The organism is Halomonas sp. G11, assembly GCF_001663515.1.
Classification (GTDB): Bacteria; Pseudomonadota; Gammaproteobacteria; order Pseudomonadales; family Halomonadaceae; genus Vreelandella.
On sequence record NZ_LYXG01000012.1, the window covers coordinates 181,523 to 199,077 of the forward strand.

Annotated in this window: 11 protein-coding genes; 4 read left to right on the forward strand and 7 right to left on the reverse strand. The window is 59.9% G+C overall.

Annotated features, from left to right (window positions below):
* Positions 1-100 precede the first annotated feature (100 nt).
* From ADS46_RS06840 to ADS46_RS06855, 4 genes are all read right to left on the reverse strand, one after another.
* Positions 101-4,924, reverse strand: coding sequence for an NAD-glutamate dehydrogenase (locus ADS46_RS06840; protein WP_066317999.1), 4,824 nt, complete (start codon positions 4,922-4,924; stop codon positions 101-103).
* Between the two features lie 164 nt (positions 4,925-5,088).
* Positions 5,089-6,201 (reverse strand): tRNA (uridine(54)-C5)-methyltransferase TrmA, encoded by a 1,113-nt coding sequence (gene trmA, locus ADS46_RS06845; RefSeq protein WP_066318000.1) that lies wholly within the window; start codon positions 6,199-6,201, stop codon positions 5,089-5,091.
* Between the two features lie 40 nt (positions 6,202-6,241).
* Positions 6,242-7,075: a glutamate racemase gene (locus tag ADS46_RS06850; RefSeq protein WP_066318001.1), complete on the reverse strand. Its 834-nt coding sequence runs from the start codon at positions 7,073-7,075 to the stop codon at positions 6,242-6,244.
* A 135-nt stretch (positions 7,076-7,210) separates the two neighbouring features.
* Entirely contained in the window at positions 7,211-7,756 is a 546-nt protein-coding gene (locus tag ADS46_RS06855) for a hemerythrin domain-containing protein (RefSeq protein ID WP_066318002.1), read from the reverse strand.
* Positions 7,757-7,867: 111 nt separating this feature from the next.
* Here ADS46_RS06855 and ADS46_RS06860 point away from each other — a divergent pair, with 111 nt between their 5' ends.
* Positions 7,868-9,202 (forward strand): replication-associated recombination protein A, encoded by a 1,335-nt coding sequence (locus ADS46_RS06860; protein WP_066318005.1) that lies wholly within the window; start codon positions 7,868-7,870, stop codon positions 9,200-9,202.
* Positions 9,203-9,233: 31 nt separating this feature from the next.
* On the opposite strand, the gene lolA is transcribed toward ADS46_RS06860, so the two are convergent.
* Entirely contained in the window at positions 9,234-9,890 is a 657-nt protein-coding gene (lolA, locus tag ADS46_RS06865) for an outer membrane lipoprotein chaperone LolA (RefSeq protein ID WP_066318007.1), read from the reverse strand.
* A 142-nt stretch (positions 9,891-10,032) separates the two neighbouring features.
* Positions 10,033-13,032, reverse strand: coding sequence for a DNA translocase FtsK (locus ADS46_RS06870; RefSeq protein WP_066318009.1), 3,000 nt, complete (start codon positions 13,030-13,032; stop codon positions 10,033-10,035).
* 130 nt (positions 13,033-13,162) lie between these two features.
* On the opposite strand from ADS46_RS06870, the gene aat reads away from it, so the two are divergent.
* The 3 genes from aat (at position 13,163) to infA (ending at position 15,047) form a co-directional block, all read left to right on the forward strand.
* The gene (gene aat, locus ADS46_RS06875) at positions 13,163-13,897 is read left to right on the forward strand and encodes a leucyl/phenylalanyl-tRNA--protein transferase (RefSeq protein WP_066318011.1); all 735 of its coding nucleotides are present in this window, start codon (positions 13,163-13,165) and stop codon (positions 13,895-13,897) included.
* A gap of 59 nt (positions 13,898-13,956) precedes the next feature.
* Positions 13,957-14,691 (forward strand): arginyltransferase, encoded by a 735-nt coding sequence (locus tag ADS46_RS06880; RefSeq protein WP_066318012.1) that lies wholly within the window; start codon positions 13,957-13,959, stop codon positions 14,689-14,691.
* Between the two features lie 137 nt (positions 14,692-14,828).
* Positions 14,829-15,047 (forward strand): translation initiation factor IF-1, encoded by a 219-nt coding sequence (gene infA, locus ADS46_RS06885; protein ID WP_066318014.1) that lies wholly within the window; start codon positions 14,829-14,831, stop codon positions 15,045-15,047.
* 134 nt (positions 15,048-15,181) lie between these two features.
* Here the strand turns inward: infA and clpA are convergent, their stop codons facing one another.
* Positions 15,182-17,458 (reverse strand): ATP-dependent Clp protease ATP-binding subunit ClpA, encoded by a 2,277-nt coding sequence (gene clpA / locus ADS46_RS06890; RefSeq protein ID WP_066318015.1) that lies wholly within the window; start codon positions 17,456-17,458, stop codon positions 15,182-15,184.
* Between the last annotated feature and the right edge of the window lie 97 nt (positions 17,459-17,555).

The window sequence follows — 17,555 nt, forward strand, 5'->3', positions numbered from 1 at the left end:
GGCGAGTCTCTTGAAGCAGGAAGGCAAAAATCGGGCGCCAGTATAACCTAAAAAGCGCGCCCGAGTGGGCGCGCTTGATACATCCGTGAAAGCGTCAGAACTAGCTTTCGCTATCACTTTCCGCCAAGTCAACCAGTTCACGGATAGCCACCGCAAACAGCGCAAAACCGCCTTCGCTGCCGCCGCGCACCTCGTCGATCAGGCGGCACCAGCGGCGATGCAGGTCCGCATGCTGCTCCAGCCACTGGGCAACCCGCTCCTGGGTATCGCGGCTGCCCGCTTCCAGCTTGAGTACGCTGGTGGTCAGCGCAAGCTGCTGGCGATCGATGTCGTCGCGGAAGGTTTCCCGCGCCTGGGCCTGCCAGGCGTCGCGCACCTCTAGCTGGGTGACCTGCTGGATCATCCAGGGGAGCTCCAGACGGCTGCCAATCTCGTAGAACACCTCGGCGACTCGCTGAGGTTTCTCGTTGGTGGCCCGGGCCGCCTGGATAATGCCCAGCCCCGCATACAGGCTGGGAGCCGCTGCGACGGTCGAGGCCAGCGTATCCGGCACGCCCGCTGACTGTAGCTCTGCATAGCGTTGCTGCCATGCCGCTTGCTCCTCACCGCTCAACAGCTCGCCAATGCCTTCCTGAAGCTGCGCCAGGCGCGGCCGGAAGTACTCGATGGTGTCCTGGGTCGAAAGCCCCATGTGCTGACGCAGGAACCAGCGGGTCGCGCGGCGGACCATGCGCATCACGTCCAGCATCATCGCGTACTGGACGTGGTTGGGCACCTGATTATCCAGCGCTTCCAGCTGGGCCCATAGGGAATGCAGGTTGAAGCTATCCCGGGCAACCACATAAGCCCGCGCGATGTCCGCCCGACCAGCGCCGGTCGAGTCCATCAGCCGACGTACGAACACAATGCCCATGTGATCGACAAGGTCGTTGGCCACCTGGGTGGCGACGATTTCACGCTTCAGACGGTGATCATACATTTCCGCCCGGTAGCGCTCGGTCAGCACCGCCGGGAACAGCCGCTCGAGGTGTTGGTGGATATAGGGATCATCGGGCACCTCAGAGGTGATCAGATCGCCTTTCAGCGTGCTCTTGGCGTACGAAATCAACACCGATAGCTCTGGCAGGCGCATTCCCTGCTGCTGACTTGAACGCTCTTTCAGTACCTCGTCGGTGGGCAGGAATTCAAGTTCCCGATCAATCTGCCCCGCCGACTCCAGCTCGCTGATAAAGCGCCGGTAAGGCCCCATCCCCTGCTGGGAAAGAATCGCCGAGAGATCCAGCGCCTGGGTCTGACGGTAGTTATCCAGAATGACCAGGTCAGACACCTCATCGGTCATCTCGGCCAGCAACTGGTTGCGCTGCTTGTCGGTCATGTCACCGCGTTTGACCACTTCATCGACCAGTATCTTGATATTCACTTCGTGGTCGGAGCAGTTAACGCCCCCGGCATTGTCGATAAAGTCAGTGTAAACCCGCACGCCTTTGGCGGCGGCTTCCATGCGGCCCAACTGAGTCAGGCCCAGGTTACCGCCCTCGCCGACCACACGACAGTTAAGGTCGTTGCCGTTGATGCGCAGTGAATCGTTGGCTTTATCACCCACCTCTGCGTCGGTTTCTTCCGAGCCTTTCACGTAGGTACCGATGCCGCCATTCCAGATCAAGTCGACCTTGGCGACCAGCATGGCGCGGATCAACTCGTTGGGAGACAGCCGCGTCTCTTCAATGCCAAACACCGCCTGCATTTCAGGGGTAATGACGATCGATTTCGCGCTGCGGCTGAAAATACCGCCGCCCTGAGAGATCAATGTCTGATCGTAATCCTCCCAGCTGGAACGCGGCAGTTTGAACAAGCGCTGGCGTTCGGCAAAGGTAGCGGCCGGGTCCGGTGTGGGATCGACAAAGATATGCAGGTGGTTGAAGGCCCCCACCAATTTGATCGTCTCGGACAACAGCATGCCGTTGCCAAACACATCGCCTGCCATGTCACCGATGCCGATCACACTGAACTCATCACGCTGGGTATCGATATCCAGGTTCTTAAAGTGACGCTTGACCGACTCCCAGGCCCCGCGGGCGGTGATCCCCATCTTCTTGTGGTCATAGCCGTTGGCCCCGCCGGACGCGAAGGCATCCCCGAGCCAGTGACCGTATTCCAGCGAGATTTCGTTGGCAATATCCGAGAAGGTCGCGGTGCCCTTGTCGGCGGCAACCACCAGATAGGCGTCATCTTCGTCGTGGCGTACCACCTGTTGTGGCGGCACGACATCGCCCATCACAAGGTTATCGGTGACATCCAGCAACGCCCGGATAAACAGCTGATAGCAGGCAATGCCTTCTTTCTGCTGGGTCTCGCGGTCGGCACTCTCCGGCATGCGCTTGCAGACGAAGCCGCCTTTCGCGCCCACCGGCACGATCACGGCGTTTTTGACCTGCTGTGCTTTAACAAGCCCCAGCACTTCCGTGCGGAAATCTTCGTGACGGTCGGACCAGCGCAGCCCACCCCGGGCCACCTTGCCGCCGCGCAGGTGCACGCCTTCGACCCGGGGCGAGCAAACGAAAATCTCGAACATCGGGCGCGGCTTGGGCATCCCGGTGACCTTGGATGGCTCAAGCTTGTAGGCGATGTAGTCCTTGGCGCGGCCATTCTCGGTTTGCTGGTAATAATTGGTCCGCAACGTCGCCTGGATAAGCTCCATGAAGCGGCGCAGCAGTTGATCGTCGTTAAGACTGGCCACCGCTTCAAGGTGCTCATTGATGCGCGCTATGCAGTCGCTGGTGTCGTGGTCGTCCAGGCCGGGGTCGAAACGCTGCTGGAAAAGCTCGACCAGCGCCTGGGTAATCACCGGGTAGTTGGCCAGGGTGGTGGCGATATAATCCTGGGACATGCCAAAACGAATCTGCTTCAGGTAGCGGGCATAGCCCCGCAGCATGGCCACTTCCCGCCAGTCCAGGCCTGCACCGATGATCAAGCGGTTGAAAGCGTCGTTATCGGCTTCACCCACCCAAATGCGCTTGAACGCTTCGCTGAACGTTTCGCGCATTTCCGACAGGCTCATCTCGGCGCCGCTGTGCTCCAGCTCAAAATCATGGATCCAGTAGCGCTGCTGAGGGCTGTTGATGTCGTAGGGGCGCTCACCAATGACCCGCAGGCCAAGGTTTTCCATCATCGGCAGCACATCCGACAGTGGGATCTGCGACGCCCGATGGAACAGCTTCAGATTCACGCCACCGCTCTGCTCTTCCAGCGGCCGGTAGAGTGACAGCGCCAGGTCGTTTTCGCTATCCAGGGTCAGCAGGTGCTGGACGTCGAAAACCGCCGTACGCGCGGTAAAGTCTTCGCGGTAGCTGGCAGAAAACGCCTCCTGGAATTGCTCCATGAGGTTGTTGGCCTGCTCTTCGCCGAACCCCTCTATCATCGCTGCCTGCAAATCATCGCGCCAGCTGCGCGCCAGGCGCGCAACTTTGTTTTCCAGGCGTTTCAGATCGTATTGGCTGGGTTCATCGCCGTTGAAGCGCAAGATCAGCTGGATACGCGCCAGTACCGACTCAGACAGGTAGGTATTGAAGTCCCCGAAGCGGGCGTCCAACTCGTCGCAGAGCAGGTGTTGAATGCGTTGACGCAAGTCCGTGGAAAACACGTCCCGCGGGACGAAAACCAGGCACGAATAGAACTTGCCGCTGACATCGGCACGAATGAACAGCCGCACCTGACGGCGTTCGCGAATATCCAGAATGCCCAAGGCCGTGCTGGCCAGCGCCTCGGTGTTCATCTGGAAGAGGTCATCGCGCGGATACACTTCCAGCACCTGGAGCAACTGCTTGCCGTTATGCCCCTGAGGGTTGAACCCGGCGATATCCATGACCGCCTTGAGCTTGCGGCGCAGCAGGGGAATATTGCGCGGCGACTCGTTATACACCGTGGCCGTAAACAGGCCGAAGAAGCGCCGCTCACCAATGACGTTGCCGTCGTCGTCGTAGCGGTCGACGGTAATGTAATCGGGATAGGTGGGACGATGGACACGGGAGTGATGGGCACTCTTGGCAAACGACAGCAACTGCGGCACCAGCACATAGTTATCGTCGTCGCCGATACCCTCTTCGGTACGGATGCGCTCGCAGTAGCGCGGCTGATCCAGACGGAACACACCCAGCACGCTGTCCGGGTCGCGGGTCAACTCACCATCTTCAAGCAGGTATTCGTCGTAGCCAAGGAAGGTGAAGTTATCCTTGAGCAGCCATTCCAGAAAGGCAATCGCCTCTTCGTGGTCGTCAGGGTCGATTTGCGGCGGGCAGTTTTTCTCGATCTCCTGAATCGAACTGCGAATTTGCTCGCACATGGCATCAAAATCACCCACGGCGGTACGCACATCGCGCAAGACCTCGTGAAGATTGTGCTCGATGGTGCTCAACAGCTCAGGATTGGTGTGGCGATCGACTTCGATCACCACCAGGGATTCACGCGCCTCGGGTGCGTTGGCATCGCGGGGTGAACCAAGCGCTTGCAACTGGTGCTGGGCATCGCGGCTCACCGCCAACACCGCATTTTGAATGGCATGCACCGTTAAGCCGCGACGGTTGAGTTCGATCCGCACCGAATCGACCAGAAACGGCATGTCCTCGTGAAGCACCGCCACGAAGGTATGGGTCGACTGCCAGCCATGCTCTTCGAAATCGGGGTTGAACACACGCACTTTGGGGTTTTGAGGGTCGTGGTGCTGCAGGAACTGCCAAATCGACAGTGTCGCCCCATAAAGGTCATCCAGGCGGCGGTCAATCAGGTCTTCAACGGGCACCGTCGCGTAGAAGTGCCGCGCGAAGGCATCAATGGCCTCGGCGCGGGTCGGCTCCAAGCGATCGTGCAGACGTTCCTGTAGCTGCTTCAACAAATCTTGCCGACTTTCTTCAATCGCAACGTAATGCATCCATCACCTCTACTGCCGGGGCCATCACCTGGCCAAAAAAACGAAGGACAATAGGCCTTTAGGCCATCACTACGGTTAGCTTACGCTACCCGCTGGCATCGCCCTAGCCACCTGCCTGGTTACTCATAGCGCATACCACTTATGCATCACCCTGCCGAGCATCATCATGGTGATGCGCGCCGTGTAAGCCATACCCCACATTCACAATGATCGGTAAATGGAAACTGGTCAAACAGCGCAAAGCGCTCAATCTTGTGGGTTTGCGTCAGTTGCGCCAGGTTCTCGGCAAGTGTTGCCGGGTTGCATGAAATATAGACGATTTGGGCGTATTCGCTGATCTGCTGGCAACTTTGCTCATCAAGCCCGGCCCGTGGTGGGTCCACCAACACCGTCGAAAAGTCATATGTCTCAAGCGCCATTTCCGCTACACGGCGGCCGCTTTTGTCACCTTTCAGTGCCAGGGCGAAATCCTCAGCTGACATCCGCGCCACCTGGGCATTGGTCACGCCATTGGCGGCCAGGTTGACGTTGGCACTGGCAACCGAAGTGCGCGAGATTTCGGTGGCCAACACGCGGCGGAAGTTATTCGCCAGGGCAATGGTGAAGTTACCGTTACCGCAATATAGCTCGACTAAATCCTCTTGCTGACGCCCCGCTGTCACGTCACAGGCCCAGCCCAGCATCGCCTGGCAGATATGCGCATTGGGCTGGGTAAAGCTGTTCTCGACCTGCTGGTAATGCAGCGTACGGCCCTTCACGTCCAGGCGCTCCCAGACGTGATCCCGGGTAAGCACCAGGCGCTGCTTGCGCGAACGACCAATGATCATGATACCCAGCTCTGCCTCTAGCGCGCGTGCCTCGGCTTCCCAGTCCTCGCCCAGCGGACGATGATAGATCAGCGTCACCAACGCCTCGCCGGAGAGCGTGGTTAAAAACTCGACCTGGAACAGTCGACGGCGCAGCTCGTCGCTGGCCAGAAAGGCGTCGCGTAAGCGTGGCATCAGCCGGTTGATCGCCTCGCTGGCCACCGGAAACTGATCGAGCCGGATAACGCGCTTGCTCTTGGGATTCCCCGGAGTGACCTCGAACATGGCGTAGAAAAGATCGTCGCCCTCATGCCAGATACGAAACTCACAGCGCTGGCGATAGTGGCTGGGCGGCGAGGCAAACACCTCCAGGGTCGGCGGCTCGAAGGACGCAAAAAGGCGTTCGACATAGGCCTGCTTGTCGGCGAGTTGTTCGGCATAGCGTTCGGGGTCAACGACAGGAATAGCCAAAGCGGCTCCTTTTTATATTCGTAAACAATATTCGTAAATATCAAGGCGCAAGGGTTAAGGGATGCGCGGGGTGAAAACCATAGCGTGACAGACCCTCTGTTAAATGCGGGGCCGGTGCCGTGGTAAAGCAACGTCCGTCCGCCGCACTCGTTAACAGCGTCCCCGCCACCTGGCCGACGCGCCGGGCGATGGCATCGCCGGAATCGACCCAGTTGAGTGGCACAGGGGCAAGCTCGACCAACCAGGGTTTCAACAGAGGGAAATGCGTGCAGCCCAGCACAATCGTATCCAACGCGGGGGCATGCGGCCCAGATGTAGGCGGGACGGGCGCGGTGAGCTCTGGCTGAGCGGCCTGCCAGAGCGGCGCCATCGCTGCCTGGAGGCGCGCTTCATCGGGGTGATGACCTGCCAGCCAAGCTTCGGCTTCGCTCACCAGAGCATCTGCTGCGACCCTGGTCACCACGCAGTCGCTGGCAAAGCGGTCGATCAATGCCTGGGTGTAGGGACGACCGACGGTGGCCCTGGTGGCCAGCAGCGCGATATGGCGGGTCTGGCTGAGCGCCGCCGCCGGCTTTATCGCCGGTACCGTCCCCACTACGGGAATCGTCAAATGCCAGCGCAGCCTTTCAAGGGCCAGGGTGCTGGCGGTATTGCAGGCGACGACCAATACGCTGGGCTGGCAGGCCGCCACGGCCGCCAGGCAAACGGCCACAATGCGCTCGGCAAGCGTGGCGTCGTCACGCAGGCCATAAGGCAGCCATGCGTTGTCGCAGGCATAGCAAAAACCGGCGTAGGGGTAGTGCTGCCGTAGCGCTGCCGCTACCGAAAGCCCGCCCACGCCGGAATCAAATATAAGAACAGGCCCCTGGCTCATCCTTTCACGCTACAGCCGTTGCTTATGCCCACTATCGCCTCTGCCTATTGACCCAGTCTGCGTTTCATCAAGGCGCCTAGTTTAACACGCACGCGCTAGCTGATAAGCCATCTTAAGCCCGGTCAATTGACCAACTTAGACGTTGGGCACATCGGCGCCACGCAGCTCGGCATAAAGCTCGGGGTACGCCAACTGCAATCGCTCGAGGGATTGTTGAGCCTCGGCCGGCAGCGACTGGCGCAACGCTTCCATGTCATCTTCGCTGAAATGCTTGTCGATTAACGGGAACAGCTCCTCACGCTCGTGGCGCAAGTAGGCCCGGTGAGCGTCCAGATAGGCTTTCAAATCGTCGGCAAACCTATCCATCGGCAGGACGTTATCCATCAGAATCATATCGATATCATTGGATAGCTGCTGCAGACGCGGTGTCAGTTGCCGATAATCCTCGGCCATTTTTTCGGTGAGCGAGGAGTACTCTGGGGCTACCTTACCCAGGCGTTCGACGCAGATTCGCTCCAGCGGTACGGCAAAGCCGTCCATATAGGACAAGATATAATCCACAACCTCGCGCATGAGTTGAAAGTTGGGACGTTCGCCCTGAGCCAGCGTCTTTTGCTTGAGCTGCAGGACGTGCAGCATCCTTGCCATGTTGGCATGATCCGAACGCAGTTGGTTTAACATTGGGCCGTCTCCTTTATCGTCTTACGCCAAAGGTAGTCTGAGCAGACATGCTTTACCATACACCTTAAGATGACAAACCCAACAGATGGGTCAGCGATCAACGGAGCTTCCATGGATCTTTTCAGCCGCTCAAACCCAGCCGACGATGCCCCCTTAGCCTATCGGATGCGGCCGCGCCAGCTTAAAGACTTTATTGGCCAACAAGCCCTCGTTGGCCCGGATAAACCACTTCGCCGCATGGCAGAGTCGGGTGTTGTCCGCTCGATGATCCTGTGGGGGCCACCGGGTGTCGGGAAAACCACGCTGGCAGAGCTGCTCGCGCATGCGTCAAACGCCCATCTGGAGCAGCTCAGCGCCGTCATGGCAGGGGTGAAGGATATTCGTCTGGTGGTCGATCGTGCCCAACAAATCAACGCCTCGACCATTTTATTTTTAGATGAAATTCACCGATTGAACAAGAGCCAGCAGGATGCCCTGCTTCCCCACGTGGAGTCTGGGCTTTTGACCCTGATTGGTGCGACGACCGAAAACCCGTCCTTTGAAGTCAACTCGGCCCTGCTGTCGCGGGCGCGAGTCTACGTGCTCAAGTCGCTCACCGAAGACGAATTGATCAGCGTGATGCGCCAGGCGCTGGATGACCCTGAACGCGGGCTGGGTAAGCGCGCCATCGAAGTGGACCCTCCAGTTTTGACCGCACTGGCTCATGCCAGCGCCGGCGATGCCCGTCGGGCATTGGGCCTGCTGGAAACCGCCTGCGACTTCACCCTGCAGGAGGCAGGCCGCGAAAGGCTGCCCGAGAGCGTACTCAACGATGTGATTGGCCATCAGGCCAGTGCCTTCGACAAGCAGGGGGACGCCTATTACGACCTGCTCTCGGCGATCCACAAATCGGTGCGCTCATCGCGGCCCGACGCTGCCCTGCTGTATATGGCACGCTTCATTCAAGGCGGCGGCGACCCGCTGGATGTGGTACGGCGGCTCAGCGCCATTGCCTCCGAGGACGTGGGCAACGCCGACCCTCGCGCGCTGCCACTGGTCATCGCCGCCTGGGATGCTTATCTACGCCTGGGCGACTACGAAGGCCAGCGGGCGATCGCCCACGCGGCCATACACCTCGCGGTGGCGCCCAAAAGCAATCGCATTGACCAGGCCTGGAACAAAGCCCAGCAGTTCGTCCGCCAACAGCCCCAAGTGGAAGTGCCGACCTACCTGCGTAACGCGCCCACCAAGCTGATGGAGCAGCTCGGCCATGGCGAAGGCTACCGTTACGCGCACAACGAACCTGACGGCTACCCGGCCGGCAGTGCTCATGACTGCTGGCCGGACGAGTTGCCCAAACAGGCGTTTTACCAACCCAGCGGATTCGGCCAGGAAAAGCGCTTTGCCGACATCATGGTCTGGCGCGATGCCCAAGACAAAGAGGCCGATCAGGCATCGGATGCCTGATCGGCCTCTGTTCAGGAGTCAAGGGGGTGGGCTAGCGCTGGTCTTCGCGGATCACATCAATACCGTCAGGGATGTCGAACTCGAAGCGCTCATCGTCAATGTCGCCATTGCGCTCGGCGTTGCTGAAGGTAATCGATGTGCGCTGGCCGGTGCTGTCGGTCATCCACAGCTCGGTGAGCATATCACCGTCGAAGACCATCTGTAGCTGCTCGAACAAGGTGTCTACCGAGGTAGGCACCAGCGTAAAGACGTCATCGCCGCTGTCCTGCTCATATTCGACATCGTAGCTCTCCGTCAGCTCGCTGACCTGGCCTGATAGCAACAGCGCAGGCGTGTGGGTCACGCGCTCATCCAGTGCCTGAACGGTCACTTGTTCAAGGTCCGGGTCGTAGAGATAAACATCGTCACCGTCGGATACCACGGTTTGCGTATAAGGGGCTTCGACCTCCCAGCGCAACAGGCCGGGGCGAGACAGCCACATTTCGCCCCGCGCGTCCTGTAGCCGCTCGCCGCTACCATCAAGAATCTGCTGCTCGAACGATGCCTGATAGCTCTCCAGCGGGTCGAGGCGTTCGGTCAATCGCTCTGCTGCCTCATTGGCCATGGCCAACGGCGCCGTTAGCGTTAACCCCAGCGCGCTGGCAGCCAGCGCCAACGATGAAGGACGTCGAGTTTGCGTATCGCGCATGCGATCTCCCTAGGCAACCTTGCCAGATAAACATAACAGTGGATCAGTCGAACCACCCGGTCAGCCATTGAGACGCTTGTTTGATGACCAAGTTTCATCAATAGCCGGACTTTCACGCTTGTTGCACGTTTGACCGAGCGGCCTACTGGCCGACCGGCGGCGGCGCCAGCACTTCACGGGCACCGTTGGTACCCATTGACGACACCACGCCCGCGCCTTCCATGGCTTCCACCAGGCGGGCCGCACGGTTATAGCCAATTTTAAAGCGCCGCTGCACGGCGGAAATCGACGCTTTGCGCGTTTGCGTCACGAACTGAACGGCTTCATCGTAAAGCGCATCCTGCTCGGCATCGTCACTATCGCCGCCCTCGGCTTCCAGCCCGGTCAAGGCATCTGCCGATACGCCCCCCGACAGGATCTCTTCGATATACTCCGGCTCGCCGCGACGCTTCCAGTCTTCCACTATGCGGTGCACTTCGTCGTCGTCGACAAAGGCCCCGTGGATGCGATTGGGTGGGCCTGACCCGGCGGGCAGGTAGAGCATGTCGCCATGCCCAAGCAGACTCTCCGCGCCGCCCTGGTCCAGGATGGTGCGCGAATCAATCCGCGACGAGACCTGGAAGGCCATCCGTGAAGGAATATTGGCCTTGATCAAGCCCGTGACCACGTCCACTGACGGGCGCTGAGTGGCAAGGATCAGATGGATACCCGCCGCGCGGGCCTTCTGCGCCAGGCGGGCGATGAGCTCTTCCACCTTTTTGCCCACGATCATGAACATGTCGGCAAATTCGTCGATCACTACCACGATGTAGGGCAGTTTTTCGAGTATCGGCGGCGTCTGGTGCATTTCCCAGGGTTGCGGTTCCCAAAGCGGATCCGCTACCTGGGCACCGGCGCGCTCGGCCTCGTCCAGGCGGGCATTGAAGCCCGCGATATTACGCACGCCCATGGCCGCCATCAGCTTATAGCGGCGCTCCATTTCGGCGACGCACCAGCGCAGACTGTTGGCCGCTTCTTTCATGTCGGTGACCACCGGCGCCAGCAAGTGCGGAATGCCATCGTAGACCGACAGCTCCAGCATCTTGGGGTCGACCATGATCAGCTTCAGCTCGTCCGGCGTGGCCTTGAGCAGCATCGAAATCAGCATCGCGTTGACGCCCACCGACTTGCCCGAGCCAGTGGTACCGGCCACCAGCAAATGCGGCATTTTGCCGAGGTTGGCCACCACGGGTCCACCGCCGATATCCTGGCCCAGGGCCATGGTCAGCGGTGATTTTTCCTGTTGATAGCGTTCGGAGTCGATCACCTCGCGCAGCCGGATCATCGCCCGGTGAGGGTTGGGAATCTCGATACCCACCGTCGGGCGTCCGGGAATCACTTCCACCACGCGCACGCTCTTGACCATCAGCGAGCGCGCCAAATCCTTGGCCAGATTGCTGATCTTGGAGACCTTCACACCGGCGGCAGGCTTGATTTCAAAGCGTGTAATCACCGGCCCCGGCCAGGTATCGACCACCTCGGCCTTCACGCCATACTCACGCAGGCGTACTTCCAGCAGCTCGGCCATATCCGCCAGCTGCTGGTCGGTGTAGTTGGGCTGATGAGGCTCCGCCGGGGTCAGCAGGCGCAAGCTCGGCACATCGCCTTCAGGGTCAGGGATATGATCAAAGCTGGGACGCTGGTTCTGCAGATGTTCAACGGTCCACAGCGTCGGCCCATTATCGGACGCTTCCGCCTCGGCTGCGTCATCCGGGCTGAAGGTCGGCTCATGGCGCGCAGGCGCTGGTGTCGATGCCATGGGCTGTGACTCGAGCTCTTCATCCTCGTCGTCCCAAACCGGCTCGGGCACGACTTCAGGCACGCGCTCTTTGGAACGGTCGGCTGTCAGTGGCCGAGGCTGTTCGGATGCTGGGGCATCCGCCAAAGGCGACGCGGGTTCATCATCGGCGGCGGACAGCGGCGAGGGCGATGACGGCTCGACCTCAGCTTCTCGGCGTGAGGCGTGCAACGGAAACGGCTCACTGGCCTCTTCCTCACCGGACGACGGCGTCAACGGGGCTTCCCGATGGCTCGTCTGGCGATCAGCCGAAGACTCAGCGGTCGGCGTCTCATTCAGCGAGGCCGCCTTCACGGAGGTGTCAGGGGTCGCGGGGGTTCGTGTAGCGCTTTCCGCTGTGCTCTCCTCTGGGGCTGAGCGTGGCTGAGGTTCTGCCTTGAAGGCCGTGGCAGACGGCGCTCGCGCAGCGGCCGTCCAGGGAATCGACGTATCCGTCGCGTTATCCTGTGCTGCCGTATCGTCTTCTGGTGAAGGCGCGGATACGGCGGGCTCACGGCGCTTCTTCCCGACGCTGCTCCCGGCATCCTGCTCTGGCAATGGCGAGCGCTGCGCGGGCTCCGGCGCGGGCCGCGCTGCTGCGCGCTGCTTGGCGCGGGCACGCCGGGCCTCTCGACGCGCCTGACGGCGCGCTGACCACCAGCTTCCCAGGCGGCAGAGACGCCGCCCCACTTCGTCGGCAACCTGTAACCATGACATCCCGCTGAACAGCGGAAAGCCACTCAGGATAAGCGCGGCGGCAATCAGCCCCACGCCGCCACTGCTGACCAGCGGACGCAGCGCGCCGACCAGGCCTTCACCGAGAATACCGCCCGAGGCGTAGGGCAGCGGGCTATCGGGGTTATAAAAATGCAGCGCGCCGAGCATGGTGGTGCCGAACATCAGCAGCATCATGCCACCGGCACGCACCGCCACAGCCACCGGGTCAAGCTCGAAGCGCACCTGGCGGGAACGCACCAGCCACCAGGCCAGATAGCCCACCATGCCAGGCCACCAAAGCGCGCTGGCACCCAGCAACGAATAGAGCACATCGGCAAGCCATGCGCCTACCGGCCCCATCCAGTTGCTGACGGCGGTTTCCGGGCCCTCGGACAACCAGCCGGGATCCGATGACGAGTAACTAAACAGTGCCAGTAATAAAAATGTACATACCGCCAGCAGCGCGACGACCACGCCATCCCGCGCAGCCCCCTGCAGACGTAACCCAAACCGACGCGCTTTGTCCTTGGCGGCATTGACCCGCGCAGAAGACCCACTTTGGCGCGTGTTACGCTGTGTTCGCTTGTCGACCGCTTTATTCACTTTCAAGCGACTCTCCCTTTTGCACCCCTTGGCGCCGTTAATCCACTTGCGAGTTTGTATCATACCGAGCATCCTGCTGCCGTCACAGGGCTTATCGATGCGGACTTGTGACCGTCGTTACCGACCGGAGCACGCAATGTTACCTTGGTTATCTTCGCCAATGCCTCACTTCCCTGCCGTCAGCTCGGCGCTGGACTCGCCTAACGGCCTGCTCGCGGCAGGCGGCGAATTAACCCCCAACTGGCTGGTGGAGGCGTATCGGCGCGGCATCTTCCCCTGGTTCAGCGACAACGACCCCATCCTGTGGTGGAGTCCCGATCCCCGCATGATACTCCTACCGGAACATTTTAAGCAGCGCCGCAGCTTAACAAAAAAGCTGCGCAATGCGGGCTTTGAGATTACCGTTGACCAACATTTCGAGCAGGTGATCGACGCCTGCGCCGCCCCCAGGTACGACGAACCGGGCACCTGGATCACCGATGACATGGTTCATGCCTACTGTCAGCTTCAGGCACATGGCATCGCCCACAGCATTGAAGTGCACCAGCATCAACGCCTGGTAGGTGGCCTTTACGGTATTGCCATGGGCCCGATGTTTTTCGGCGAGTCCATGTTTTCCCGGGTTCCGGATGCCTCCAAGGTGGCTCTGGCTCACCTTGCCAGTGCCATGCGCGAACATGGCGGCAAGCTCATCGACTGTCAGATGCATACGCCCCACCTGGCAAGCCTGGGAGCGACAACAGTCGCCCGGGCGGCATTCATCAGCTATCTTGAGAAGTGGTTGCCAGCGACTGATTTTAGCTTTTCAGCCTCACCGGAGAAGGCGCCCGTCGTGCCGCCCTCTCCGTGGCTGGATGCCATTGGCCGCTAGTTTTCCAGCCATGTTGACAGGCTAACGGCAATAACGTTGACCCCATCAGGAGGCAAATTGTGAGCAGCAACGCTCCCCGTCGGCTCGTACGCGACCTGCGCTTCTTTCTGACAGTGCCGCATGCCTGTAGCTATCTGCCCGACCAGGAAGCCACCACGCTGTTTCTGGACCCTCAGGAATCGCCCATTCCCGGCGTTTACGACTCGCTTTCCCTGCTCGGGTTTCGGCGTAGCGGCCGCCATTTATACCGGCCGCACTGCGAAGGCTGTAACGCCTGCCGCTCCGTGCGCGTGCCGGTGGAACGTTTTGCACCGAATCGTACCCAGCGGCGAATCAGCCGTCGCAATGAGGACATCACCACGCGGATTACCCCGGCGTACTTTGATGCGCGCCACTACGCGCTCTATGCTGACTATATCAATCATCGCCACGCCGATGGCGACATGTATCCCCCCAGTCACGAACAGTACCGGACGTTTTTGACCCTGGACGAACCCTATGCGCAATTGATGGAGCTTTACCTGGGGGATAGGCTGATTGGTGTGGCTGCCTTCGATGAGCTTGAGCACGGGCTCTCGGCCATCTATACCTTCTTTAGTGTCGATGAAAGCCTCGACAAGCGCTCGCTGGGCACCCTGGCCATTCTACGGCTTATCGAATTGACCCATGACAAGGGGCTCCCCCACCTCTACCTCGGTTACTGGATAGAAGCGTGCCGAAAAATGCGTTACAAGCAGAATTTTACGCCGCTTGAGGTACTTGACGGTCGCCAATGGCGAGAATTAATTCGGTAATTAGCCGCGCTTTTTTGCCTTGACGCCAGGCTTGCGGCACAATATAGCGCTATTCGAAGTGGTGGCTAAAAACGCTACCCGATGCCCAGTCGTTTTGAGCATACCCATTACGTTAAATTAAGTGAGGAATTGCCTATATGGCACGCGAAGATCATATTGAAATGGATGGCGTTATTGTCGACACCCTGCCCAACACCATGTTCCGTGTTGAACTGGAAAACGGTCACGTCGTCACAGCGCACATCTCCGGAAAAATGCGTAAAAACTACATCCGCATCCTGACCGGCGACAAAGTCAAGGTTGAGCTGACGCCTTACGATCTGTCCAAAGGCCGCATCGTTTACCGTTCGCGCTAAGGCGCCCAGCAGGCATCACGGATCCTGCCCCACCCCAGCGCTTTGATATCCGCCCGACCCAGACAGCTCGACCCAAACAACAACGCCCCGTCAATGACAGGGCGCTGCGTTGTTTGCTTTAACTCGCGCGCCCGTTAGGGCGCATCGGCCATTTCCGACTCGGTGGATAAACGCAGCTCGCCTTCTTCCAGGCTGACGTGCACGATACCACCTTGATCGGCAAGTTCGCCGAACAGGATCATCTCTGCCAGCGGCTTTTTGAGTTTCTCCTGAATCAGCCGCGCCATCGGGCGTGCGCCCATGTCCGGGTCATACCCCAGTTCCGCCAGCCAATCCCGGGCCATATCGTCGACTTCCAACTGAACGCGCTTCTCATCCAGTTGCGCTTGCAGTTCGATCAGGAACTTGTCGACCACGTTGCGCACAACGGAGGTTGGCAGCGAATGGAACTGAATGATGCCGTCCAGACGGTTGCGGAACTCCGGCGAGAAGGTGCGGCGAATGACTTCCATCGCATCGGTCGAGTGATCCTGGCTTTGGAAGCCGATAGAGCGCCGTGCTGCCTGCTCTGCCCCGGCGTTGGAGGTCATGATCAGGATGACGTGGCGGAAGTCCGCTTCGCGGCCGTTGTTATCGGTCAGGCGACCGTGGTCCATCACCTGCAGCAGCAGGTTGAAGACTTCCGGATGCGCTTTCTCGATTTCATCCAGCAGCAGTACGCAGTGTGGCTGTTTGGTTACCGCTTCGGTCAACAGACCGCCCTGGTCATAGCCGACGTAGCCGGGAGGCGCACCGATCAGGCGCGATACGGTATGGCGCTCCATGTACTCCGACATATCGAAGCGTACAAGCTCGATGCCCATGATATGCGAGAGCTGCTTGGCCACCTCGGTTTTACCCACCCCGGTGGGGCCGGCAAACAGGAAGCTACCCACCGGCTTGTCAGGCGACTTCAGCCCTGCGCGAGACAGCTTGATGGCGGCGGACAGCGTATCGATGGCCTCGTCCTGCCCAAACACCAGCATTTTCAGGTCGCGGTCGAGCTTTTCAAGCAGCTTGCGATCCGAGCTGGACACGCTCTTCGGCGGAATCCGGGCAATCGATGCGACCACCGCCTCGACCTGTTCCACATCAATGGTGTCGACACGCACTTCTTCCGGCAGTAGACGCTGGTGCGCCCCGGCTTCATCAATCACGTCGATGGCCTTGTCCGGAAGGTAGCGGTCGTTGATATAGCGGTCTGCCAGGCGGGCCGCGCTTTCCAGCGCCCCGTCGGTATACTTGAGAGCATGGTGCTCCTCGAACCGTGACCGCAGCCCCTGCAGAATCTTGATGGTGTCTTCCACCGACGGCGCCATGACGTCGACTTTCTGGAAGCGGCGCGCCAGGGCACGATCCTTCTCGAAGATACCGCGGTATTCCTGGAAAGTGGTCGACCCAATGCAGCGCAATTCTCCCGAGGAAAGCAGCGGTTTGAGCAGGTTGGACGCATCCATCACACCACCCGACGCAGCCCCCGCACCGATCACGGTGTGGATCTCGTCGATAAACAGCACGGCATTGGGCTGCTTGCGCAACTCGGCCAGCAGGCTCTTCAGACGTTTCTCGAAGTCGCCGCGGTATTTGGTGCCCGCCAGCAGCGCGCCCATATCCAGCGAATACACCACGGCATCGGCAATCACTTCCGGGACATCTTCTTCGACGATACGCTTGGCCAGACCTTCGGCAACCGCCGTTTTACCCACACCGGCTTCACCCACCAGTAGCGGGTTATTCTTGCGGCGACGGGCCAGAATCTGCACCACGCGTTCGAGTTCGTGGTCGCGGCCGATCAACGGATCGATCTTGCCCAGCCGGGCCTGCTCGTTGAGGTTGGTGGCGTAGCCAGTAAGCGGATGAGCCGCGCCTTCGGTGCTGCCCTCCTCGGCCTCTTCGCCTTCCTGCTGGGAAGGTGATGGCGATGGGCCATGACCCGACACTTTGGAGATGCCATGCGCGATGTAGTTAACCGCATCGACCCGGGCAACATTCTGCTGCTTGAGGAAGTAAACGGCCTGACTTTCCTGCTCGGAAAAGATTGCCACCAGCACGTTGGCACCGGTCACTTCGCTCTTCCCGGAGGACTGCACGTGGAACACGGCCCGCTGCAGCACTCGCTGAAAGCCCAGTGTCGGCTGTGTTTCGCGGTCGCCCTGGCTTTCGGGAATCAGCGGCGTGGTCGAATTGATGAAGTCCTGCAAATCGGACCGCAGCTTGTCGAGGTTTGCCCCACAGGCTTTCAATACATCCATTGCTGAAGCGTTGTCCAGCAGCGCCAGCAAAAGGTGCTCGACGGTCATGAACTCGTGGCGCTTGGATCGCGCCACGGTGAAGGCCGTGTTCAGGGTCAGTTCAAGTTCTTTGCTCAGCATGGCAGTCCCCTTTTCGCTACACCCTAGGGCATATTGCCAACTAGGCTTGCGTCGGATCAGTTTAATCGACCAGCACCTTCAACATCGGGTACAAATC